Origin of the sequence: Salmonella sp. NW177, assembly GCF_051811585.1 — a bacterium.
GTDB lineage: Bacteria > Pseudomonadota > Gammaproteobacteria > Enterobacterales > Enterobacteriaceae > Salmonella > Salmonella enterica.
Genome location: NZ_JAMMZV010000001.1, coordinates 392579 through 416241, shown reverse-complemented (window position 1 = coordinate 416241; position 23663 = coordinate 392579). Strand labels below are relative to the sequence as shown.

The 23663-nt window shown below is 53.3% G+C and carries 23 protein-coding genes; 9 read left to right on the top strand and 14 right to left on the bottom strand.

The features are described 5' to 3' along the window. Positions 1–40 precede the first annotated feature (40 nt). Positions 41–1051 (bottom strand): Holliday junction branch migration DNA helicase RuvB, encoded by a 1011-nt coding sequence (ruvB, locus tag NA986_RS02220; protein WP_000568504.1) that lies wholly within the window; start codon positions 1049–1051, stop codon positions 41–43. An 8-nt stretch (positions 1052–1059) separates the two neighbouring features. Continuing rightward, entirely contained in the window at positions 1060–1671 is a 612-nt protein-coding gene (ruvA, locus tag NA986_RS02215) for a Holliday junction branch migration protein RuvA (RefSeq protein WP_000580335.1), read from the bottom strand. A 419-nt stretch (positions 1672–2090) separates the two neighbouring features. On the opposite strand from ruvA, the gene NA986_RS02210 reads away from it, so the two are divergent. Continuing rightward, entirely contained in the window at positions 2091–2987 is an 897-nt protein-coding gene (locus NA986_RS02210) for a DUF4034 domain-containing protein (RefSeq protein ID WP_001597478.1), read from the top strand. Between the two features lie 626 nt (positions 2988–3613). Further along, on the top strand, positions 3614–4213 hold the full coding sequence (locus NA986_RS02205; protein ID WP_000716750.1) for a YebB family permuted papain-like enzyme: 600 nt from the start codon (positions 3614–3616) through the stop codon (positions 4211–4213). 1 nt (position 4214) lies between these two features. Here the strand turns inward: NA986_RS02205 and ruvC are convergent, their stop codons facing one another. The 4 genes from ruvC to aspS form a co-directional block, all read right to left on the bottom strand. Further along, positions 4215–4736, bottom strand: a complete 522-nt coding sequence (gene ruvC / locus NA986_RS02200; RefSeq protein WP_000022509.1) for a crossover junction endodeoxyribonuclease RuvC — start codon at positions 4734–4736, stop codon at positions 4215–4217. Between the two features lie 36 nt (positions 4737–4772). Then, entirely contained in the window at positions 4773–5513 is a 741-nt protein-coding gene (locus NA986_RS02195; RefSeq protein ID WP_000907242.1) for a YebC/PmpR family DNA-binding transcriptional regulator, read from the bottom strand. A gap of 29 nt (positions 5514–5542) precedes the next feature. Next, positions 5543–5995, bottom strand: a complete 453-nt coding sequence (gene nudB, locus NA986_RS02190) for a dihydroneopterin triphosphate diphosphatase (protein WP_000653693.1) — start codon at positions 5993–5995, stop codon at positions 5543–5545. A 93-nt stretch (positions 5996–6088) separates the two neighbouring features. Further along, on the bottom strand, positions 6089–7861 hold the full coding sequence (gene aspS / locus NA986_RS02185; protein ID WP_001258633.1) for an aspartate--tRNA ligase: 1773 nt from the start codon (positions 7859–7861) through the stop codon (positions 6089–6091). A gap of 324 nt (positions 7862–8185) precedes the next feature. On the opposite strand from aspS, the gene NA986_RS02180 reads away from it, so the two are divergent. The 5 genes from NA986_RS02180 to cmoB are packed head-to-tail and all read left to right on the top strand — an operon-like array spanning position 8186 to position 11767. Then, a complete protein-coding gene (locus tag NA986_RS02180; protein ID WP_000916144.1) occupies positions 8186–8752 on the top strand; it encodes a hydrolase in 567 nt (188 codons plus the stop codon). Further along, on the top strand, positions 8749–9567 hold the full coding sequence (locus tag NA986_RS02175) for a DUF72 domain-containing protein (protein WP_000639226.1): 819 nt from the start codon (positions 8749–8751) through the stop codon (positions 9565–9567). The genes NA986_RS02180 and NA986_RS02175 overlap by 4 nt, the downstream gene beginning before the upstream one ends. A 52-nt stretch (positions 9568–9619) precedes the next feature. Beyond that, positions 9620–10015 carry an MAPEG family protein gene (locus NA986_RS02170; protein ID WP_000252975.1) on the top strand — a complete coding sequence of 132 codons (396 nt, stop codon included), beginning with the start codon at positions 9620–9622 and terminating at the stop codon, positions 10013–10015. 40 nt (positions 10016–10055) lie between these two features. Further along, positions 10056–10799: a carboxy-S-adenosyl-L-methionine synthase CmoA gene (cmoA, locus tag NA986_RS02165; RefSeq protein ID WP_000019609.1), complete on the top strand. Its 744-nt coding sequence runs from the start codon at positions 10056–10058 to the stop codon at positions 10797–10799. Further along, positions 10796–11767 (top strand): tRNA 5-methoxyuridine(34)/uridine 5-oxyacetic acid(34) synthase CmoB, encoded by a 972-nt coding sequence (cmoB, locus tag NA986_RS02160; protein ID WP_023216868.1) that lies wholly within the window; start codon positions 10796–10798, stop codon positions 11765–11767. The genes cmoA and cmoB overlap by 4 nt, the downstream gene beginning before the upstream one ends. Before the next feature lie 235 nt (positions 11768–12002). Here cmoB and cutC read toward each other — a convergent pair whose 3' ends face one another. Both cutC and NA986_RS02150 read right to left on the bottom strand, forming a co-directional pair. Next, positions 12003–12749, bottom strand: a complete 747-nt coding sequence (gene cutC / locus NA986_RS02155; RefSeq protein ID WP_001185780.1) for a copper homeostasis protein CutC — start codon at positions 12747–12749, stop codon at positions 12003–12005. A 19-nt stretch (positions 12750–12768) separates the two neighbouring features. Continuing rightward, the gene (locus NA986_RS02150; RefSeq protein WP_000024796.1) at positions 12769–13338 is read right to left on the bottom strand and encodes a VOC family protein; all 570 of its coding nucleotides are present in this window, start codon (positions 13336–13338) and stop codon (positions 12769–12771) included. Positions 13339–13574: 236 nt separating this feature from the next. Between NA986_RS02150 and argS the strand changes: the two genes are divergently transcribed. Further along, entirely contained in the window at positions 13575–15308 is a 1734-nt protein-coding gene (argS, locus tag NA986_RS02145; protein ID WP_020898900.1) for an arginine--tRNA ligase, read from the top strand. A 188-nt stretch (positions 15309–15496) separates the two neighbouring features. Next, positions 15497–17368 carry a penicillin-binding protein 2 gene (gene mrdA, locus NA986_RS02140; RefSeq protein WP_000142866.1) on the top strand — a complete coding sequence of 624 codons (1872 nt, stop codon included), beginning with the start codon at positions 15497–15499 and terminating at the stop codon, positions 17366–17368. A 53-nt stretch (positions 17369–17421) separates the two neighbouring features. Here the strand turns inward: mrdA and bglB are convergent, their stop codons facing one another. The 6 genes from bglB to cheY all read right to left on the bottom strand — a co-directional run bounded on the left by bglB (position 17422) and on the right by cheY (position 23650). Then, positions 17422–18561: a beta-galactosidase BglB gene (gene bglB, locus NA986_RS02135; protein ID WP_000989908.1), complete on the bottom strand. Its 1140-nt coding sequence runs from the start codon at positions 18559–18561 to the stop codon at positions 17422–17424. 236 nt (positions 18562–18797) lie between these two features. Next, positions 18798–19190, bottom strand: a complete 393-nt coding sequence (gene flhE / locus NA986_RS02130) for a flagellar protein FlhE (protein ID WP_001233619.1) — start codon at positions 19188–19190, stop codon at positions 18798–18800. After that, positions 19190–21268, bottom strand: coding sequence for a flagellar biosynthesis protein FlhA (gene flhA, locus NA986_RS02125; protein ID WP_000002386.1), 2079 nt, complete (start codon positions 21266–21268; stop codon positions 19190–19192). The genes flhE and flhA overlap by 1 nt, the downstream gene beginning before the upstream one ends. Continuing rightward, positions 21261–22412 carry a flagellar biosynthesis protein FlhB gene (gene flhB / locus NA986_RS02120; RefSeq protein WP_000797081.1) on the bottom strand — a complete coding sequence of 384 codons (1152 nt, stop codon included), beginning with the start codon at positions 22410–22412 and terminating at the stop codon, positions 21261–21263. Before flhB ends, flhA begins: the two co-directional genes overlap by 8 nt. A gap of 193 nt (positions 22413–22605) precedes the next feature. Next, positions 22606–23250: a protein phosphatase CheZ gene (cheZ, locus tag NA986_RS02115; protein ID WP_000983586.1), complete on the bottom strand. Its 645-nt coding sequence runs from the start codon at positions 23248–23250 to the stop codon at positions 22606–22608. A 10-nt stretch (positions 23251–23260) separates the two neighbouring features. Next, on the bottom strand, positions 23261–23650 hold the full coding sequence (cheY, locus tag NA986_RS02110; RefSeq protein ID WP_000763861.1) for a chemotaxis response regulator CheY: 390 nt from the start codon (positions 23648–23650) through the stop codon (positions 23261–23263). Positions 23651–23663 lie beyond the last annotated feature (13 nt).

Below are 23663 nucleotides of genomic sequence, written 5' to 3'. Positions count from 1 at the left end.
CAAAATCGCCCAGGTCTGATGAGCGCAGCGACTTCAGGCGCTAAGGCATCTCTGGCGGCGTGATCCCGAAATGGTTCCAGGCGCGCACCGTTGCCATACGCCCACGCGGCGTGCGCTGCAAAAAGCCTTGCTGAATCAGATACGGCTCCAGCACATCCTCAATGGTTTCACGCTCTTCGCCAATCGCCGCCGCCAGGTTATCCAGTCCCACCGGACCACCGAAGAATTTATCAATAACCGCCAGCAGCAGCTTGCGATCCATATAGTCAAACCCTTCCGCATCGACGTTCAGCATATCCAGCGCCTGCGCGGCAATTTCCGCTGAAATAGCCCCGTCATGCTTCACCTCGGCGAAATCACGCACACGTCTGAGCAGACGGTTGGCTATACGCGGCGTACCGCGCGCCCGACGCGCCACTTCCAGCGCGCCGTCATCGCTCATCTCAAGCCCCATGTGCCTTGCACTGCGCCCGACGATGTGCTGCAGATCGGGCACCTGGTAGAACTCCAGGCGCTGCACAATACCAAAACGGTCGCGTAGCGGCGAGGTCAGCGAACCTGCTCGCGTCGTCGCGCCAATGAGCGTAAACGGCGGCAGATCGATCTTAATTGAACGTGCAGCAGGCCCTTCGCCAATCATAATATCCAGCTGGTAATCTTCCATCGCCGGATAGAGTACCTCTTCCACCACCGGTGAAAGCCGGTGAATCTCATCAATAAACAGCACATCATGCGGTTCAAGATTGGTGAGCATAGCCGCCAGATCGCCTGCTTTTTCCAGCACCGGGCCGGACGTGGTTCGGAGATTGACGCCCATTTCATTGGCAACGATATTCGCCAGAGTCGTTTTACCTAACCCTGGCGGGCCGAAAATCAGCAAGTGATCTAGTGCGTCGCCACGCAGTTTTGCCGCCTGAATAAAGATCTCCATCTGGGAGCGCACCTGCGGTTGGCCGACATATTCCGCCAATAACTTCGGGCGAATGGCGCGATCGGCGACGTCTTCTGCGATCGTGGCGCCTGCTGAAATCAGGCGATCTGCTTCTATCATCCTTTACCTCATAACGCGGCGCGTAACGCGTCGCGAATCAGTGTTTCACTGCTTGCATCCGGACGGGCGATCTTGCTTACCATCCGACTGGCTTCTTGCGGTTTATAACCCAGCGCCACCAGCGCAGCAACTGCTTCTTGTTCTGCATCTTCCGAGGTTGGGCTGGCCGGCGACGTCAATACCAAGTCGACCGCTGGCGTAAAGAGATCGCCATGTAGCCCTTTAAAGCGGTCTTTCATTTCGACAATCAATCGTTCGGCAGTTTTCTTGCCGATACCCGGCAGCTTCACCAGCGCACCAAGCTCTTCGCGCTCAACCGCATTGACGAACTGTTGCGCCGACATGCCGGAGAGGATCGCCAGCGCCAGCTTAGGCCCGACGCCATTCGTTTTAATTAGCTCTTTAAATAGCGTGCGCTCTTGCTTATTGTTAAATCCGTACAGCAACTGCGCATCTTCACGCACCACGAAGTGGGTGAAGACGATTGCCTCCTGCCCGGCCTCCGGCAGCTCGTAAAAGCAGGTCATAGGCATATGTACTTCATAGCCTACTCCCCCTGTCTCCAGCAGCACGATCGGGGGTTGTTTTTCGAGAATAATGCCTCTGAGTCTGCCTATCACATGACGCTCCTGCGTAAAGGGCTGAAAAGATAATGCACTATCATAAAAAAAGACTGGATGTTTATCCAGATGAAAAACACGTTATTCGCCTATCTCAATGGCCTTCCCTTCGAATCGGTCGCGCAACACCACCGGGTGCCGCCGCGCCCCATGATGTGGAGATATAATAAGTATCTATAATAAATATAATTCAATAACATTTTCTGTAAGAATAATAAATAAAAAGTCCAGATACGCATTATCACTATAGCTTGAATTTCCTCCGGTGAAAGCACATCCTTTATAAACATTTTTAATCATCTTGTTATTTAATCATTCAGGACAGAAATTCAATGTTATTGAAAAATATTGTCATAGGTGCATTAATGGCTATTCCTGCGCTGGCGTCAGCTAATAGCCTCACGGAAACACGGGAAAGAATGGCCATTGAGCAACAAGCTATCGCCTATACTGTCAGCCAAAAGTGGGACAAGCTGGACGCTATGTTTCAGGAATACAATACCGGATTCCCGACAACCAGCGGCGGAACTCATAAACTGGTTATCGCATGGGGAGGGATCTATAATCTTTTTTCAGTAGATGTTTCCGACAATGGTATTTCTGGCGTGGCAAAAGAGTGGCTTAAAGCAAACCCCAAATCCACGGGTGCAAGGCTGCTGCAAGCAATGGTTTTTGATGCTAAAGCCGTGAATTTACGCGGTGAAGGTGCGGCCAGCACGGTGGACTCTGATATATGGCCGAAATATAAGAAGCTGATGATTCAGGAAAAAGAGTATCTGTTAAAGAACAAAGATATTGCCGACAAAGATGTGACCTGGTATCAGGAAATGGAAATGGTCGCACGCAATCTTGAGGATAAAGAGCTGCTCTATAGCACTTTGGAAGAAGCCAGCAAAAAATATCCCGCCTATCAAAATATTTATATCGAGGCCATGGTCGCTCGTTTGCCTAAATGGGGTGGTTCTCCGGAAGAAGTCGAAAAAATCGCCAGAATGGCCGCAGAAAAAAACAAAGATCAATCGGGACTTTCTTACTACGCTTATATCTGGAGTAATGCAATCCATTACCAACCTGAATTAATGGCTTTACTGAATAAACGTCAGATTGTCTCCTGGGACGATATGCTGCAAGGTTGGAGAGATCGCTACAAACAGTTCCCATCAACCCGCACGCTTAATAATATTCTGATAACTTCCTGCATTGCCCGCGATAAAGACTCCTTTGTGAAAGCAGATAAAATGATTCAAGGGGAAACGGAGCGGGATACCTGGCCACAAGGGTTGAATTATCGGGAATGCCAGCAGTCCTTCCAATAATTGCCAGATTACCATCACAGTTTAATGCACAGCATTAATTGAATTAAGCCGCCTCAGCCGTTATATGCAGAGGTGGTTTAATGGAAAATGTCCTTCAACCTCTGGACCATGAACGAGATAAACGGTACCGTTGTTAATCACTTCCTTACCCTTTACAACAATAATAATCAGCGATTGATGAACAGTACAAACTCGATATTTTTTGCATTGCAACCTAACCTTTTGCACTTTCGCCTCCTGTTCCCCCTGGCGCTTAATATAACGCAGAGTCAGCCAAATATTTGCGCCAACCACTCTTGCCAGATCACACCTCAAATGCCTATTAAAAACAAAAGCAATAAGCATGAAGAGAAACACAACCAGACAATAACATAGACTCAAGAAAAATATATGGCGATACAAACAATTATATAATATGGAAAGGACAGTCCACTTATTCCCTGCATTCGTCTATTTTCCCTTTCACTTTCACCTCTGGAAAGAGGTAAAAACATTATCACCGTAAATTATAATATTCATGATGGATATTTATTGATAATAATATCTTGTCATTATATGAGTATAATGCTAATTATCCAATAGCGTAAAATAAAGGATATTATTTTAGGTAATAATGGAACGTGAACATGAAAAAACATTATTCTGTCCAATATGAAACCGGGGATATCGTCTTTACCTGTATAGGTGCCGCGCTTTTCGGCCAGATATCCACCGCTTCACAGTGCTGGAGCAACCATGTTGGGATTATTATTGGTCATAATGGTGATGACTATCTGGTGGCGGAAAGTCGCGTCCCCCTCTCAACCGTCACCACGCTGTCACTGTTTATACAACGTTCAGCCGGACAACGTTACGCGGTTCGTCGCCTGTGCGGCGGTCTGACGGTCGAACAGAAACTCGCCATCATGGAACAGGTTCCCGCCCGGCTGAATAAGTTTTATCACACGGGGTTTAAATACGAGTCATCGCGCCAGTTCTGCTCGAAATTTGTGTTTGATATCTATAAAGAAGCATTATGTATTCCGGTAGGCGATATTGAGACATTCGAAGAATTACTTCACAGCAATCCTGATGCGAAACTCGCCTTCTGGAAGTTCTGGTTTTTAGGTTCAATCCCGTGGGATCGTAAGACGGTGACGCCAGCCAGCCTGTGGCAACATCCCAATTTAGAATTAATTAGCGCCTGTGGAATTGAAACCCCTCAACGCGAGGCTGAGGGAGAATGATTTAGCGCAACCTTCCCCGCGCCAGATTGAGTCGGCTCTCGCTCATTTGCATCGCGTTCTGGCTAACGTGGCAATGCGTAATGGCGATAGCCAGCGCATCCGCGGCATCGGCCTGCGGGTTAGCGGGCAGTTTGAGCAACGTGCGCACCATATGCTGAACCTGGCTTTTCTCCGCGCTACCAATACCGACGACGGTTTGCTTCACCTGACGCGCCGCGTATTCAAACACGGGCAGTTCCTGATTGACCGCGGCGACAATCGCGACGCCGCGCGCCTGTCCCAGCTTGAGGGCTGAATCGGCGTTCTTCGCCATAAACACCTGTTCGATAGCAAAATAGTCCGGCTGGAACTGCGTGATGATTTCCGTCACGCCTGCGTATATGAGCTTCAAACGAGACGGCAAATCATCGACTTTGGTACGAATACATCCGCTGCCCAGATAGGTCAGTTGTCTGCCTACCTGGCGAATAACGCCATAACCGGTAATGCGCGAGCCGGGGTCAATACCGAGAATAATCGACACGCTATACCCCCTGCCCGCCGGCGTTTAACAGCACCATTACAGGGTCGCCGCCACCTCATCAGAGATCTCACCGTTATGGTAGACTTCCTGAACATCGTCACAGTCTTCCAGCATATCGATCAGACGTAGCAGTTTCGGCGCGGTTTCCGCATCCATATCCGCTTTGGTTGACGGGATCATGGACACTTCGGCGCTATCCGCTTTCAGACCCGCCGCTTCCAGCGCGTCACGCACTTTGCCCATCTCTTCCCAGGCAGTGTAAACATCAATCGCGCCATCATCATAGGTCACAACATCTTCCGCGCCAGCTTCCAGAGCGGCTTCCATGATGGTGTCTTCATCGCCTTTCTCAAAGGAGATGACCCCTTTCTTACTGAACAGGTATGCCACTGAGCCATCGGTACCCAGATTACCGCCGCACTTGCTGAAAGCATGACGCACTTCCGCTACGGTACGGTTACGGTTGTCACTCAGACACTCAATCATAATGGCCGTGCCGCCAGGACCATAACCTTCATAGATGATGGTTTCCATGTTCGAGTCTTCATCACCACCCACACCGCGAGCGATGGCACGGTTCAGAGTGTCGCGGGTCATGTTGTTGGCCAGCGCTTTATCTACAGCCGCGCGCAGACGCGGGTTGGCATCCGGATCGCCGCCGCCCAATTTAGCTGCCGTTACCAGTTCACGAATAATTTTAGTGAAGATTTTACCGCGCTTGGCATCCTGCGCAGCTTTACGATGTCTGGTGTTGGCCCATTTACTATGACCTGCCATAAATATTTCCTCAAAAAAAGCGCGCCTTTTCAGGCGACGTTAATGACAAACTCTTCAATCGCTTGCCGGTTACTCCAGGACTTGGTAAGCGCCGCCGCGTCAGGCGCATCAAGCCACTGGTACGTCAGATGTTCAGTGAATATCACCTGCCGCTCATGCGGTAACGCAAGGCAGAACCAGAATTCTGTATTGTGCATGACGCCCGGCGCATAGCGATGACGTAAATGTGAAAAAATTTCAAACTCCACCGTACGTTGGCAGTCGATTAAGGTCAGTTGCTCTGCCGCAACATCAATCGTGACCTCCTCTTTGACTTCACGTACGGCGGCCTGCAACGCGGTCTCCCCTTCTTCTATGCTGCCAGTCACTGACTGCCAAAAATCCGGGTCGTCGCGTCGCTGCAACATTAGCACCCGTTTCGTATCCTGCGCGAAAATAACCACCAGGACCGAAACGGGGCGCTTGTACACTTTATCCTTCACGCGACCTCGTTGTTGGCTGTTGGGTGACGGATGAGACTCGCCCCTGCGGGCCGCCGCGATATCACGCGAATGATGTCGTGTACATTGTTCATATCAGTTATTCTCGGCTTTCTTTACAACCTGAATCCCCAACTCCGTCAACGCTGCCTGGTTGGCGAAACTCGGCGCTTCGGTCATCAGACACGCGGCGGCGGTCGTTTTCGGGAAGGCGATAACATCACGAATATTATCGGTGCCGGTCAACAGCATGGTCAGACGGTCCAGACCAAACGCCAGGCCCGCATGCGGCGGCGTACCGTATTTCAACGCATCCAACAGGAAGCCGAACTTCTCGCGCTGCTCCTGCTCATTGATACCGAGAATACCAAATACGGTTTGCTGCATTTCACCGTTGTGAATACGCACCGAACCGCCGCCCACTTCATAGCCGTTAATCACCATATCGTAAGCGTTAGCGACGGCTTCTTCCGGCGCAGTTTTCAGTTCAGACGCCGTCATGTCACGCGGGGCGGTGAACGGATGGTGCATCGCGGTCAGACCGCCTTCGCCGTCGTCTTCGAACATCGGGAAGTCAATCACCCACAGCGGCGCCCATTTGTCTTCGTCGGTCAGGCTCAGGTCTTTGCCCAGTTTCAGACGCAGCGCGCCCAGCGCATCAGCAACCACTTTTTTGTTATCTGCGCCGAAGAAGATCATGTCGCCGTCCTGCGCGCCGGTACGTTCAAGGATAGCCTCGACGATGTCGGCGGTCAGGAACTTGGCCACCGGACTGTTAATCCCGTCCAGACCTTTCGCGCGCTCGTTAACTTTGATATACGCCAGGCCTTTCGCGCCGTAGATCTTAACAAAGTTACCATAATCGTCGATCTGCTTACGGCTAAGCTGTGCGCCGCCAGGCACACGCAGCGCTGCCACGCGGCCTTTCGGATCGTTAGCCGGGCCCGCGAAGACCGCGAACTCTACCGATTTCAGCAGGTCAGCGACATCTACCAGCTCCATCGGGTTACGCAGGTCTGGCTTGTCGGAACCGTAGCGACGTTCCGCTTCGGCAAACGTCATGACCGGGAAATCCCCCAGATCCACGCCTTTCACTTCCAGCCACAAATGGCGCACCAGCGCTTCCATCACTTCGCGCACCTGTGGCGCGGTCATGAAGGAGGTCTCGACGTCGATCTGAGTAAACTCCGGCTGACGGTCAGCACGTAAGTCTTCATCACGGAAGCATTTGACTATCTGATAGTAACGGTCGAAACCGGACATCATCAGGAGCTGTTTGAACAGCTGCGGCGACTGCGGCAGCGCGTAGAATTTACCTTTGTGCACGCGCGAAGGCACCAGATAGTCGCGCGCGCCTTCCGGCGTGGCTTTGGTCAGCATCGGCGTTTCAATATCAAGGAAACCGTGATCGTCCATAAAACGACGCACCAGGCTGGTAATTTTGGCGCGGGTTTTCAGGCGCTGCGCCATTTCCGGACGACGCAAATCCAGATAGCGGTACTTGAGACGCGCCTCTTCGGTATTAACGTGGTTAGCGTCAAGCGGCAGTGAGTCTGCGCGGTTGATGATAGTGAGAGAGGACGCCAGCACTTCAATTTCGCCGGTCGCCATATCCGCATTGACGTTTTTCGCGTCACGCGCACGCACGGTGCCCGTAACCTGAATGCAGAACTCATTACGCAGTTCAGAGGCCAGCTTTAACGCGTCCGCACGATCCGGATCGAAGAACACCTGCACAATACCTTCGCGGTCGCGCATATCGATAAAGATCAGGCTGCCAAGATCACGACGACGGTTGACCCAACCACACAGAGTCACCTGCTGCCCCACGTGGGACAGACGTAGCTGTCCGCAATATTCTGTACGCATGAGATATCCCTTAACTTAGCCGCAGGCGGATTGTTGCCTGCCATGCAGGCGACGAAGTCGCAGCTTTAGCTGTATGTCACAACTGGATGAAAAAAGGCGGCTATTATACTGGAAATTCTGCCGCACGATAAGAGTCAATCCAGCATGGGAGCGATAACTTGCCCGTTTCATGCGGTATCGACGCCTGGTTCATACTGACTGTACCCGGCTTTTTCACGCGGGTATTGCGTATGCTCACAAAAATTAACAATATTTGTCGCCGCTTTCCTCTTTAATCGCGCTTAAGGTGTAGTGAAATCCGCTATTTTTAGGAGAGTGATTATCATGCTGAAACTCAACGCGACCACAACCGCCCTGGTGGTTATTGATTTACAGGAAGGAATTCTTCCGTTTGCCGGCGGCCCGTATACGGCAAATGAGGTGGTCGCCCGCGCCGCGCGGCTGGCGGAAAAGTGTCGCGCCAACGGCTCGCCCGTGGTTATGGTACGCGTTGGATGGTCTGATGATTATGCCGAAGCGTTAAAACAGCCGGTGGATGCCGCAACGCCTGCGCACGCGTTGCCGGAAAACTGGTGGACCTGGCCTACGGCATTGGGTAAAAAGGACAGCGATCTGGAAGTGACTAAACGCCAGTGGGGCGCGTTTTACGGCACCGACCTGGAATTACAGCTTCGCCGCCGGGGTATCGACACCATCATATTGTGCGGAATCTCAACCAATATCGGCGTCGAATCCACAGCGCGTAACGCCTGGGAGTTGGGATTTAACCTTATTATTGCCGAAGATGCCTGTAGCGCCGCCAGCAGTGAGCAGCATCAGAGCAGTATGACGCATATTTTCCCGCGCATTGGCCGGGTACGCAGCGTAGAGGATATTTTAAACGCCTTATGATCTACATTGGCTTGCCGCAATGGTCGCACCCGAAATGGGCGCGGCTCGGCATCACCAGTCTGGAAGAGTATGCCCGCCACTTTAATTGCGTGGAGGGCAACACCACGCTTTACGCGCTGCCGAAAGCGGAAATTGTCGATCGCTGGTATGCGCAAACTACGGACGATTTCCGTTTTTGCTTTAAATTTCCCGCCACCATTTCTCACCAGGCCGCGCTGCGCCATTGCGACGATCTGGTACAGGCGTTTTTTACCCGCCTGGCGCCGCTGGAAACGCGTATTGGCCAATACTGGCTGCAGTTGCCCGCCGCCTTTGGACCGCGCGATCTCCCCGCCTTATGGCAGTTTCTTGATGCGCTCCCCGCCACGTTTACCTATGGCGTAGAAGTTCGTCATCCGTGTTTTTTTGACAAGGGTGAGGATGAACAGCGGCTCAATCGCGGGTTACACGCGCGCGGCGTAAACCGCGTGATCCTGGATAGTCGTCCGGTACATGCCGCCCATCCCCACAGCGAGGCCGTCCGTGACGCGCAGCGAAAAAAACCCAAAGTCCCGGTACATGCGGTCGTGACGGCCAGCCATCCGATGGTGCGTTTTATCGGTAGCGATAATATGGCGCAAAACCGTGAGTTTTTCGCCGCCTGGTTGCAGAAACTCCCGCAGTGGCGGCAGACCACCACGCCTTTTCTGTTTTTACATACTCCGGATATCGCGCAGGCGCCGGAACTGGTGAATACGCTTTGGCATGATTTACGCAGCGTCTTACCGGAAATCGGCACTGCTCCGTCCATTCCACAGCAATCTTCTCTTTTCTGAAAATGCCCCCTATCATAGACAGTGCCATCAGCCATTTTAAAAGGGAGTTTGTATGGTAAGCGCGCTGTATGCCGTTTTGGGTGCGTTATTATTAATGAAGTTCTCTTTTAATGTCGTTCGCTTGCGAATGCAGTACCGTGTCGCCTATGGCGACGGCGGTTTTAGCGAATTACAAAGCGCCATCCGTATTCATGGCAACGCGGTGGAATATATTCCTGTCGCGCTGGTGCTGCTGCTGTTTATGGAAATGAACGGCGCCGAAACGTGGATGGTGCATATCTGCGGCATCATTTTAATCGCCGGTCGGCTGATGCATTATTACGGTTTTCACCACCGCCTGTTCCGCTGGCGGCGGGCGGGGATGAGCGCGACCTGGTGCGCATTGTTGCTGATGGTGCTGGCAAACCTGTGGTATATGCCCTGGGAGTTGGTTTTCTCCCTGTATTAGCGCACAATATGCGCCTTTATTTTTCCCGGATGTATACGTTATGTCTCACCGCGACACGCTTTTTTCTGCGCCTATCGCCCGTCTCGGCGACTGGACTTTTGATGAACGAGTAGCCGAAGTTTTCCCCGACATGATTCAGCGTTCGGTACCAGGCTACTCCAACATCATCTCCATGATCGGCATGTTAGCTGAACGCTTTGTGCAGCCGAACACGCAGGTCTACGATCTGGGCTGCTCGCTGGGCGCCGCGACGCTGTCTGTTCGGCGTAATATCCGCCATGAGCATTGTCGCATTATCGCCGTCGATAACTCCCCGGCCATGATTGAACGCTGCCGCCGTCATATTGATGCGTATAAAGCGCCTACGCCGGTTGAAGTCGTTGAAGGCGATATCCGCGATATCACTATTGAAAACGCCTCGATGGTGGTGCTGAATTTTACCCTGCAATTCCTTGAACCTGCCGAACGCCAGGCATTGCTGGATAAGATTTACCTGGGGTTGAATCCCGGCGGCGCGCTGGTACTGTCGGAAAAATTTAGCTTTGAAGATGCGAAAGTGGGCGAGCTGTTATTCAACATGCACCACGATTTTAAACGCGCGAATGGGTACAGCGAACTGGAGATCAGCCAGAAGCGCAGTATGCTGGAAAACGTGATGCTCACCGACTCGGTGGAAACACATAAAGCGCGCCTGCGTCAGGCGGGTTTCGAACACAGTGAACTGTGGTTCCAGTGCTTTAATTTCGGGTCGCTTGTCGCGTTAAAAGCCGGAGTTGCCGCATGATCGAGTTTGGTAACTTTTATCAGCTCATTGCTAAAAATCACCTCTCCCACTGGCTGGAAACATTGCCCGCGCAGATTGCCGCCTGGCAACGCGAGCAGCAGCATGGCTTGTTTAAACAGTGGTCGAACGCGGTAGAATTTTTACCGGAAATTACGCCCTGGCGGCTGGATTTACTGCACAGCGTCACGGCGGAAAGCGAAACGCCGCTCAGCGAAGGTCAGCTAAAGCGTATTGATACATTGCTGCGTAATCTGATGCCGTGGCGTAAAGGCCCGTTCTCGCTTTATGGCGTAGATATTGATACCGAATGGCGCTCCGACTGGAAGTGGGATCGCGTACTGCCGCATCTGTCAGATTTAACCGGCCGGACGATCCTTGATGTCGGCTGCGGCAGCGGCTATCACCTGTGGCGGATGATTGGCGCGGGCGCACATCTGGCGGTCGGCATCGATCCTACACAGCTTTTCCTCTGCCAGTTTGAGGCGGTGCGTAAACTGTTGGGTAACGATCAGCGCGCGCATCTGCTGCCGTTGGGCATTGAACAACTCCCGGCGCTGAAAGCATTTGATACCGTCTTCTCGATGGGGGTGCTTTATCACCGTCGCTCGCCGCTGGAGCATCTGTGGCAGTTAAAAGATCAGTTGGTCAACGAGGGTGAACTGGTACTGGAAACGCTGGTCGTCGACGGCGACGCAAATACCGTTTTGGTGCCCGGGGATCGCTACGCGCAGATGCGTAACGTCTATTTTATTCCTTCCGCGCCGGCATTAAAAAAATGGCTGGAAAAATGCGGCTTTATTGATGTGCGTATCGCTGACGTTTGCGTCACTACCACCGAAGAGCAGCGCCGTACCGAATGGATGGTTACCGAGTCGCTGGCCGATTTTCTTGACCCGAACGATCGCAGCAAGACGGTGGAAGGCTATCCCGCCCCGCAGCGCGCGGTGCTGATTGCGCGTAAACCGTGATGGATTGCCGAATGACCGTTACGTATAGCACCGTTTCTCCAAAATAGTTCAAGTTGCAGCAAGGCGGCAACGCAGCAAATCCCCGGGAACGTAGGTAGCTACGTGACCGGGGTGCGCGAGGCGGCCAATGCTGCTGCGGCTTGAAATATGAAGGAGAAAAAAAGGCCCCTGTTGAATTGGCAGGGGCCTGGTACGAGCAAGCATCATATTGGGCGACATGATGCAACGGTAAAAATCATTTGGCCTGATGGCGAACAATGATTCCTTTCATTTCAGCGACCGCCGCACCCTCTACTCTATAGCGAGAATACTCGTCCGCCTGAATATCGGCAGACATCGATAACCCCTGATTGCGATAGCGCATCGGCGAAGGCAGTAAGACTCCGGCGGAACTGTGTACTTCCCGTACTCCGGCATCGAGGAAATTCTGCAGGTTATTTGCACGAACCCCCGCACCAGCCATAATGGTTGGAGCATCCCCCTGGGCAATAAGTTCCATAATTATTGATAAACCTTGCGCCGCATCGGCTTTTTGCCCGGAAGTCAGTACTCTTGCTACGCCTGCGTCAGCCAGATTCTTTAGCGCATTGAAGGGATTAGCGCACATATCGAAGGCGCGGTGGAATGTCACCGCCAGCGGCCCGGCCGCCGCCATTATTTTTTCCATTCGCGACATATCGACATCCCCATCAACGGTCAACACGCCAGTAACCAGCCCGGGAAACCCCAACTCTCTGACGAGGCGGATATCTTCCAGCATGGCGGCAAATTCGCCGTCAGTGTAATAAAAATCCCCGCCGCGAGGACGAATAATCGGATGTACGGGAATCGTAATATGCTCACGCACGCTGCGTAAGACACCCAGCGAAGGCGTAAGCCCCCCTTCTTTCGGCGCGGCGCACAGTTCGATACGATCCGCGCCGTTTCGCTGCGCGGTGAGCGCGCATTCCATGCTGTAACAACAGATCTCAAGTAACGCCATATTCACTCCGCTCGGCAGGTTAATGGGCCGCCTGTTCGCTGGCGACAATCGCTTCAATCGACCATGGATGAAATTTTACCGTGACGCGGCCATCGGTCACAGCCAGCGTAGGGTTTGGCAAACGTTCATGCTCGCCCTGTGGCGAACTGGTTTTAACCACGATCCCCGGCTGACTAAGCCCCTCATCCGACAACAACGCCAGAGCCCTCGCGTTCAAGGTCTCCGGCTCGCCGGGCAGCACGATTTCAATATGCTCCCACCCTTCGTGTGGATAGCGTTTTTCTCCCGGCCACGGTAATTCAATAACAGAAAACCGCCAGTGTTCCACACATACCGGTTCATGCAGTTTAAACAGACAAATCGGCCTACCGTTGATGATATTTTCCGACAGTAGCTCGCCGCATTGTTCAAAACCGCGACGCCAACGCTCCGCCGTCGTATTCTGGTGACAGCGCAATGAAATGTGATCGGCCTCAAGGGCGCTAATCTGCAGACCAAGGCGAGTGGAAAGTTCTCTGAACGCCAGAGTGAATCGCGGTAAATCTGCGGAAATATCATGCAGTTCATCAATGTGTTGCCAGTTCGCCATATCAGGACGCTCTTCTTGCTGTGAAAACCGCTAATTTACGCTGTTGCGCCCCGGCAACCAACCTTTGATTTGATTGGGCGTTTATTGAATGCTTATGCAGATTATTGTTGCGTATATTTCAGGCGACGCGCCGCGCGCGCAATGCTGACGCCAACGGGCATTTGCAGTATACTCCCGCCCTAATTCTTAAACTGGCGCGGGCAATACAGTCCGCTTCATAAACGTAAGGTATTCCGGTGAATATTCAGGCTCTTCTCTCAGAAAAAGTTAGTCAGGCCATGATTGCTGCAGGCGCGCCTGCAGATTGCGAGCCCCAGGTTCGTCAGTCAGCCAAAGTTCAGTTCGGCGACTATCAGGCCAACGGCATGATGGCAGTTGCGAAAAAACTGGGTATGGCCCCCCGACAACTTGCAGAGCAGGTGCTGACTCATCTGGATCTCAGCGGCATCGCCAGCAAGGTTGAAATCGCCGGCCCTGGCTTTATCAATATTTTCCTCGAACCGGCTTTTCTCGCTGAACAGGTGCAACAGGCGCTGGCCTCCGATCGTCTGGGCGTTTCTCAGCCGACTCGTCAGACAATTGTCGTCGACTACTCCGCGCCCAACGTCGCGAAAGAGATGCACGTCGGTCATCTACGCTCCACGATTATCGGCGATGCGGCAGTACGCACGCTGGAGTTTCTGGGCCATCATGTTATTCGCGCTAACCACGTCGGCGACTGGGGCACCCAGTTCGGTATGCTTATCGCCTGGCTGGAAAAACAGCAGCAGGAAAACGCGGGCGACATGGCGCTGGCGGATCTCGAAGGATTCTACCGCGATGCGAAAAAGCATTATGACGAAGATGAAGCGTTTGCCGCGCGCGCGCGTAACTACGTCGTCAAATTGCAGAGCGGTGATGCCTATTTCCGTGAGATGTGGCGTAAGCTGGTTGATATCACCATGACGCAAAACCAGATCACCTATGATCGCCTGAACGTCACTCTGACGCGTGACGATGTGATGGGCGAAAGTCTGTATAATCCGATGCTGCCGGGCATTGTCGCCGATCTGAAAGCCAAAGGCCTGGCGGTTGAAAGCGAAGGCGCAACGGTGGTTTTCCTTGATGAGTTTAAAAACAAGGAAGGCGATCCGATGGGCGTCATTATTCAGAAGAAAGATGGCGGTTATCTGTATACCACTACCGATATCGCCTGCGCCAAATACCGTTACGAAACGCTGCACGCCGACCGCGTGCTCTACTACATTGACTCCCGTCAGCACCAGCACCTGATGCAAGCCTGGACCATTGTGCGCAAAGCCGGTTATGTACCGGATTCCGTTCCGCTGGAACACCACATGTTCGGCATGATGCTGGGTAAAGACGGTAAACCGTTTAAAACTCGAGCGGGCGGTACGGTGAAGCTGGCGGACCTGCTGGATGAGGCGCTGGAGCGCGCGCGTCGTCTGGTGGCGGAGAAGAACCCGGATATGCCGGCTGACGAGCTGGAAAAACTGGCTAACGCCGTCGGTATTGGCGCGGTGAAATACGCCGATCTGTCAAAAAACCGCACCACTGACTATATCTTCGACTGGGATAATATGTTGGCTTTCGAAGGCAATACCGCTCCTTATATGCAGTATGCCTATACGCGTGTGCTGTCTGTTTTCCGTAAAGCGGACATCGACGAGCAGGCGCTGGCGAGCGCGCCGGTTATCATTAGCGAAGATCGCGAAGCGCAGCTCGCTGCCCGTCTGCTGCAGTTTGAAGAAACCCTGACGGTGGTCGCGCGTGAAGGTACGCCGCACGTCATGTGCGCGTATCTGTATGACGTCGCCGGGCTGTTCTCCGGCTTCTACGAGCACTGCCCTATTCTCAGCGCCGAGAATGACGCGGTTCGCAATAGCCGCTTAAAACTGGCGCAACTGACGGCGAAGACGCTGAAACTGGGTCTGGATACGCTGGGTATCGAAACCGTAGAACGCATGTAAACGCGCCGTCGTTAACATCATCAGGCCTGACTCCGGGTAACGGACTCAGGCCTTTTTATTGCCACAGCGGTATATCTGTAACAAATCACAAGGAATGACACATTTCTATAGAGAGATGGAACATCTTTTACCTGTGCTGGCGCTGACCGCCCCGTATCATTAGGCGGCGGATTGTTCAGGTACAGGTAATGACTTTTAAAGACTTTGATGCGGAAGAGAAACTCTTCCTGAGACGTGTGATTGTGGCGTTTGGTGTAGTGGTTGTCTGCTTTGGTATCCTGATCTTCAACCTCTATAACTTGCAAATCCGCCAGCACCACTACTACACCACCCGTTCGAATGAGAACGATATCAAGATGCTACCCGTCGCGCCCACGCGCGGCATCATTTACGATCGCAACGGCATTCCGCTGGTGCGTAACGTAACCTGGTATGATATCGCGGTTACGCCCTATAAAATTGCCGATATGGATGCGCTGCTAAAACAGCTCACCCCTATTGTTGATCTCTCCCCCGACGATATCGCCGACTTTCGCCGCGCGCTAAAATCCAGTAGCCGCTATCGTCCGGTGGTGCTCAAAAACGCGCTAACGGATGTTGAAATCGCACGCTTTGCGGTCAATCAGTTTCATTTCAACGGCGTCACGATCAATAGCTATCAGGATCGGCAGTATCCTTACGGCGCGGAGCTGGCGCATGTTCTCGGTTACGTGTCAAAGATAAACGATAACGACCTTAAAGCGCTGGATAAAAAAGGGCTGGCAGAGAATTACGCGGCGGACCATAACATCGGTAAACAGGGGATTGAGCGTTACTACGAAAACGATCTTCATGGCAAAACCGGTTATCAGGAGGTCGAGGTGGATAATCACGGGCGTATTGTCCGCCTGCTGAAAGACGTTCCTCCCATCGCGGGTAAGAACATTCACCTGACGCTGGATCTCCATTTACAAGAGTACATTGAAAGTTTGCTGGCCGGGCAGCGTGCTGCCGTACTGGTTGAAGATCCGCACGATGGTTCAGTGCTGGCGATGGTATCTATGCCCAGCTACGACCCGAACCCCTTTGTAAAAGGCATTAGCTATCAGGATTACGGCAAACTGCTGCACGATAAAAATCTGCCGCTGATCAACCGCGTGACGCAAGGGCTTTATCCCCCGGCGTCAACGGTTAAACCCTATATGGCGATGTCCGCGCTGTTATGCGGGATTATTACGCCGCAAACCACCTTCTTTGGCGCGCCAACTTGGACGCTTCCCGGCACGCAGCGGCATTACCGGGACTGGAAAAAAACCGGACACGGTATGCTGGATGTCACTAAAGCGATTGAGGAATCTGCGGATACCTTTTTCTATCAGGTCGCTTATATGATGGGTATTGACCGTATCGACACGATGTTGTCTCAGTTCGGCTATGGCAAACCGACGGGTATCGACCTTAATGAAGAGTATGACGGGCTGCTTCCCAGCCGCGCATGGAAACAGCGGGTCCATAAAAAAGCCTGGTATCAGGGCGATACCATCTCTGTCGGCATCGGCCAGGGCTACTGGATTGCCACCCCCATCCAGATGGTAAAAGCGATGGTGGCGCTCATCAACAACGGTAAGGTGATTGCCCCTCACCTGTTACTCAATGAAGAGAGCGGCAAAACGGTGGTTCCGTATCGTCCTTCAGGAACACCGGCACAGATAGCCGATCCGGCGTCGCCATACTGGGGACTGGTGCGTCAGGCGATGTATGGCATGGCGAATGCACCCAACGGAACGGGCTATAAGTTCTTTCACACCGCGCCCTACGGCATTGCGGCCAAAAGCGGCACGTCGCAGGTGTTTAGCCTGAAAGAAAATCAGACCTACAACGCGAAAATGATCCCCATTCGCCTGCGCGATCATGTGTTTTATACCGCTTTTGCACCGTATAAAAACCCTAAGGTCGCTATTGCCTTGATTCTGGAAAACGGCGGAAGCGACGGCGTTACCGCCGCGCCCATCATGCGAAAAATCCTTGACCACCTGTTTGATCCACAGGCTGATACCACGCAGCCGGGTCAGGCGCCATAGTCAAATAAGCAAAGCGCCATCAGACAAGGATACGACCGGAATATCCGCATACATCAGAAATAGTTACGCAGATATTCCGTCAAACACAGCATAGCCATCGCCTGCCCGTAAGGCATAGAGGTCAACGGAATATGACGGTAAAAATCGAGATCGTGGCCCATGCCAGTGCCAAATGACGTTTGCAGCAGTTCGCCTTCCGGCGAGATATGTTTCACTATCCCCCGAATAGCTTTTTCCGCCACCTGCGCATAGTGCCGTTCGACATAACGTTTGCGCACCGCTTTAAGAATACCGTAGGCAAAACCCGCCGTCGCCGACGCCTCAAGATAAGAGTGCGGATCGTCAAGCAGCGTATGCCACAAACCGCTTTCATCCTGACATTTCGCCAGCGCGGCGATCTGCGCATTCAGTACCTGGACCAGGTAACGGCGCACGGCATTATTTTCCGGCAAGTCCAGCAGTTCAAGAAAATCCGGGATCACAATGGTCAGCCAACTGTTGCCGCGCGCCCAGCGAGCGTTAGCGAAGTTATGATGACCGTCATAGCTCCAGCCGTGGAACCACAGCCCCGTCTCTTTATCCATCAAATTCTGCACGTGTAGCAGGAACTGATAGGTTGCCTCTTCCACATATTCCGGCCGGTTCAACAGCTTACCGATTTTCGCCAGCGGCAGCACCGTCATCATTAGCGTGTCGTCCCACATCTGCTGATGATTTTCCTCCGCCAGCGTGATGTGCTGCATTCCGCCGTGATCGGTACGGGGCATTTCATTCATCGCCCATTCGGCCCACGTTTCCAGCCACGGTAAATACGCTGGATTACGCGTCTCTTCATAGCGATACGCCAGCGTTAAAAACGGCGCCATCGTATTAACGTTTTTCGTCGTCGCGCCTTCCGCAAAACGATCTGCAAACCAGTCATCAATGATCTTACGCATCGTCTGGTCGCCGGTCTGTTGGTAATAGTGATACATTCCGTACAGGCCCACGCCGTGCGTCCACTCCCATCCGGCCCAGCCTTTAGTATCGATCACGCGTCCGTCGTCCAGTCGCAATAAAAATTCGCCTGTCTCATCTTTAATATTGACCAGGTTATGCGTCACCTTTTGCACCAGGGCTTTTAGTTCATCTCTGGCGATAAAATGCTCAGGCTGACGCAATAGCGGACTGTGTTTGACTGGATAAACCATCATTTGCTTAACCTCTGTGTAATGTCGAATTCAGTGCTGCGTGCAGTTTTACCGCCGACGCAGTCGATTCGCTACAGTAAAAGCTAAGCTGGGCGGAAACCTTTTTGTTTCTGCCATTGCCAGAGCGTAAATGGCAAAAACGCAAAGAGTCCGGCAACCTACCTCACCATTTTATAAAACAGCGTTTCTATTTATTCAAAAAGAGAGTCAGGTCTGCTACCTGGCAAAGAAAGGGGCGGTTAGCGGTAGTTCACAATCACCTGATTGCTCCGCACTTTTAACGCCGGGATAAGTCGGCCGCCGCCGGGGACTTCCCAGACAAAGCGGAGCGGCTCGACTGCGGGAACATGAGCAAAACCGTGGGTCGTGCCACTCTGACCATCAAGTTCTACGCAACGGGACTGGGAACATAAACGTACCCGTAAGCCCGCGGGAGTCGGGCCATTCAGTTCATAACGCCAGGCGACCAGCGTCATCACACCGGAAACCGGCTGACGCGCCGACAATGGCGAAGACGATGCGGAAACACCCCGGTAATTTAAGGTTACACCCATACCGCTATCCTGCCACGCGCCTTCGCCTGCGGCCTGAACCGTCAGGGGAAAGAGCAACAATGCCAGCCATTTACGCATTATTTTCCTCCAATGGTCGCCGTCATGCGGATATGACGGTTATCGGAAAGCTCAAGGTTCGACAACACCACCAGCTGCGGTAAACTGCGCCGCAAAAAGCGGGACAATAATGGACGTAGCGCATGGTTAACCAGTAATACCGGCGGCGCGCCAAGCATTTCCTGGCGAGAAAGCGCCTCTTGCGTCTGCGCCAGCAGGCGATCCGCCAACCCAGGCTCAAGACCGCCGCCGCCCTGCAATGCCTGAAGCAGCAAACGCTCCAGCGCGGTATCCAGGCCAATCACCTGCACTTCTTCATTACCGGGGAACCACTGTTGCGTAATCGCTCGTCCTAATGCCACGCGTACCACGGCGGTTAATTCATGCGGATCGCTTTGTAACGGCGCATGTTCCGCCAACGTTTCCAGAATGGTGCGCATATCGCGAATCGGGACTTTTTCCGCCAGTAAGTTTTGCAGGACTTTGTGTAAAGTCGTGAGGGTCACGACGCCGGGGACCAGATCTTCCGTGAGTTTAGGCATCTCCTGAGAGACACGATCCAACAGTTGCTGCGCTTCCTGGCGGCCAAACAGTTCGGCGGAGAATTGGCCAATCAAGTGGTTAAGGTGCGTCGCCACAACGGTACTGGCTTCAACAACGGTAAAGCCCTGAATTTGCGCCTGCTCTTTCAGGGCGCTTTCAATCCAGATGGCATCAAGGCCAAAAGCTGGATCGACGGTTTTCTCGCCCGGTAGCGTTCCCGCCGCCGTGCCGGGGTTAATAGCCAGCCAACGTCCCGGATAGGCGTCCCCGCTGCCAATCTCTACCCCTTTCATCAAAATACGGTAGCGCGCAGGCTGTAAATCCATATTGTCGCGAATATGGACCACCGGTGGCAGGAACCCCATATCCTGCGCGAATTTTTTACGAATGCTGCGAATACGTCCGAGCAATTCGCCATCCTGTTGAAAATCCACCATCGGGATCAGGCGGTAGCCCACTTCCATTCCCAGTGAATCCTCAAGCTGTACGTCATTCCAGGTGGCTTCGACCACCGAGTTATTTTCCGGCATTTTTACCGGCTGCGGCTCCTCCGGCGCTTTTTCTTCACGCCCGCGCAGCCACCATGCCAGGCCGAGCAAAGCGGCGGTAAAGAGTAAAAATACCAGGTTAGGCATTCCTGGCACCATGCCAAGCAGCCCCAGCACCGCCGCCGCCAGCAGCATCACCCTTGGATTACTGAACAGTTGGCCAACCATCTGCTCGCCTACATCCTGATCGGTACTGACGCGGGTCACAATGACGCCCGCCGCCGTGGAGATAACCAGCGCCGGGATCTGGGCGACCAGGCCGTCGCCAATGGTCAGCAGGGTGTAGCTTTCCGCCGCGCTGCCTATGCTCATTCCGTGCTGCAATACGCCGACCAGCAGCCCGCCGACCACGTTAATGACCATGATGAGAATACCGGCGATGGCGTCGCCGCGTACAAATTTACTTGCCCCGTCCATCGAGCCGTAGAAGTCGGCTTCCTGAGTGACTTCCGAACGCCGTTTTTTGGCCTCGTCTTCACCAATCAGACCGGCATTAAGATCGGCGTCAATCGCCATTTGCTTGCCGGGCATACCGTCCAGCACAAAGCGCGCGCCGACTTCGGCAATACGTCCGGCGCCTTTGGTGATGACCATGAAGTTGATAATGACGAGGATGATAAAAACCACAATCCCGATCGCGAAGTTACCGCCGACCAGGAAATGACCGAACGCCTCCACTACCTTTCCCGCCGCCGCCGCGCCGGTATGCCCTTCCATCAAAATAATGCGCGTTGAGGCTACGTTAAGCGCCAGACGCAGTAGCGTGGTAAACAGCAGGATGGTCGGAAACGCGGCAAAATCCAGAGTGCGCTGGGTAAACATCGCCACCAGCAGCACCATGATCGATAGCGCAATATTAAAGGTAAACAATAAGTCGAGGATAAAAGCAGGCAGCGGCAGCACCATCATCGACAAAATCAGCAGAATGAGGATCGGCCCGGCAAGAATTTGCCATTGCGTCGATTTCAGGTTGCTGGGCAGGCGCAGCATCGCGACCAGATTAGCCATCAGTATTCTTCTCGTTCATAAAATCCAGCGCTTCTGGCACCGGAAGGTTCTCAGGTTGTGGAGGACGTTGCCCGCCCGCAAGCCGCCAGCGTTTAAGCTGCCAGACCCAGGCCAACACTTCCGCAACGGCAGCATATAACTGCCCGGGAATTTGCTGACCGATTTCGGCGTGGCGATATAGTGCCCGCGCCAGCGGCGGCGCTTCTAAAGTGGGAACCCGATGTTCAGCGCCGATCTCGCGAATGCGCAGCGCTATTAATCCAGCCCCCTTCGCGACCACTTTCGGCGCGCTCATTTTGTTTTCGTCATACTGCAGCGCCACGGAATAGTGCGTCGGGTTAGTGACAATGACGTCCGCTTTCGGCACATCTTCCATCATGCGGCGCTGCGCGGCGGCGCGTTGCATCTGGCGAATTTTGCCCTTAACATGCGGATCGCCTTCGCTCTCTTTAAATTCGTCGCGAATGTCCTGCCGCGACATGCGTAATTTTTTCAGGTGGCTAAAGATCTGGAAAAACACGTCAAATCCCACCATCGGAATCACGCCCAGTACCACCAGTAACGCGCAGAGTCCAACCAGATCCAGCGCATTCCCCATTGCGACGATCGGCGACTCCGCCATCAGGCGCATCATTTGCGGCCAGTGATGCCAGAGATAAAAGCCGGTAACGCAGCCGACCAGCGTGGATTTCAACACCGCTTTTAGCAGTTCCGCGCCGGTCTGCGCCGAAAACATGCGCTTAATTCCCGGCAGCGGGTTTAATTTAGAAAATTTTGGCTGTAGCGACTTACCGCTAAAAATCAGGCCGCCAAGCATAACCGGTGAGATAAGCGCCACCAGCACCACGCCCGCGATGAGTGGTAGCAACGCCATCATCGCCGCTTTAATCAGCAAAATTATCTGCCCCAGGATCAGGTTAGGATCGTTCACCATACGGTGATCGAAGTGCAGGCCTGCTGAAAGCATTCCCGCCAGTTGCCGCGCTAACGACTCGCCGCCGAACCAAATAATACAAACGCCCACCAGCAATATCAGCAGTGAGGTCAGTTCTCTGGAACGGGGGATCTGCCCTTCTTCCCGCGCTTTTTCAAGTCGGTGGGGTGTGGGGGCTTCTGTTTTGTCGTCGTCGCTCTCTTCTGCCACGCAGCAAACCCTGGATAGATTGATAAGCGAGAATGATGCCAGAACCGCTTTACGCCAATGGGCAGAGTAAGCGGTAAAAAAGGCGGGGTTTATGGCGTTAATAGAGATAGCCGGATACGATAAGAAAGTATCGTATCCGGCCGGGTTGACGGATTCGAACCCGATAAGCGCAGCGCCATCAGGTCAAAAAAGCTTAAAACCCAAGACTGTCCAGCAGGTCGTCCACCTGATCCTGACTAGCGACGACGCCAGCTTTCGAGGTATCCACCTGCGGGCCGTTGAGTAAGCTTTCGTTCTCGCGTTTTGGTCGCGCGCTCTGTTCCGGGATGTTTTCCAGCAGCACCATTAACAACTGACGCTCAATCTCCTGAATCACGTCCATCATGCGTTTGATCACCTGACCCGTCAGATCCTGGAAATCCTGCGCCATCATGATGTCCAGCAGTTGCGCGTTAGTAAAACTAGTATGGCCCGGGACATCCCTGAGAAACTGGCGCGTATCCGTCACCAGTTCACGGGCGTCGGAAAGCTCGATCGGATTGTCAAACCACTCGTCCCAACGTTGGGTTAGCGCTTTCGCCTCTTTTTCCATCGCATCCTGATGCGGCTGCGAGGCTTCGACACTGTTTAGCGCGCGTTCCGCCGCCTGCGCCGTCATCTGGACGACGTAATCCAGACGGTCGCGCGCATCAGGGATCGCCTCCGCCGCTTCGGCAATCGCCTGGTCCAGCCCCAGTTCACGCAGGCTGTCGCGCAGCATTCGGGTCAGACTACCGATGCGCGCAATGATGTCTCCTGCTGAACCTTCATCAGCAGGCTTGATAGATGGTTGCATCATCATCGCATCCTCACATGCCCAGTTTCTCAAAGATTTTGTTGAGCTTCTCTTCCAGAGTCGCTGCGGTGAACGGTTTTACGACATAACCGCTGGCGCCAGCCTGTGCGGCGGCGATAATATTCTCTTTCTTGGCTTCCGCCGTGACCATCAACACGGGTAACGCCGACATGGCGCTATCGGCGCGAATGGTTTTCAGCAGCTCCAGGCCATCCATGTTCGGCATGTTCCAGTCGGAGATAATAAAACCAAAGCCGCCCGCCTGGAGCTTGTTCAGTGCGTCGACGCCGTCTTCGGCCTCTTCCACATTGTTAAATCCAAGCTCTTTTAAGAGGTTGCGCACGATACGACGCATGGTCGAAAAGTCATCCACAACCAAAAATTTAAGCTCTTTATCCGCCATAAAATACTACTCC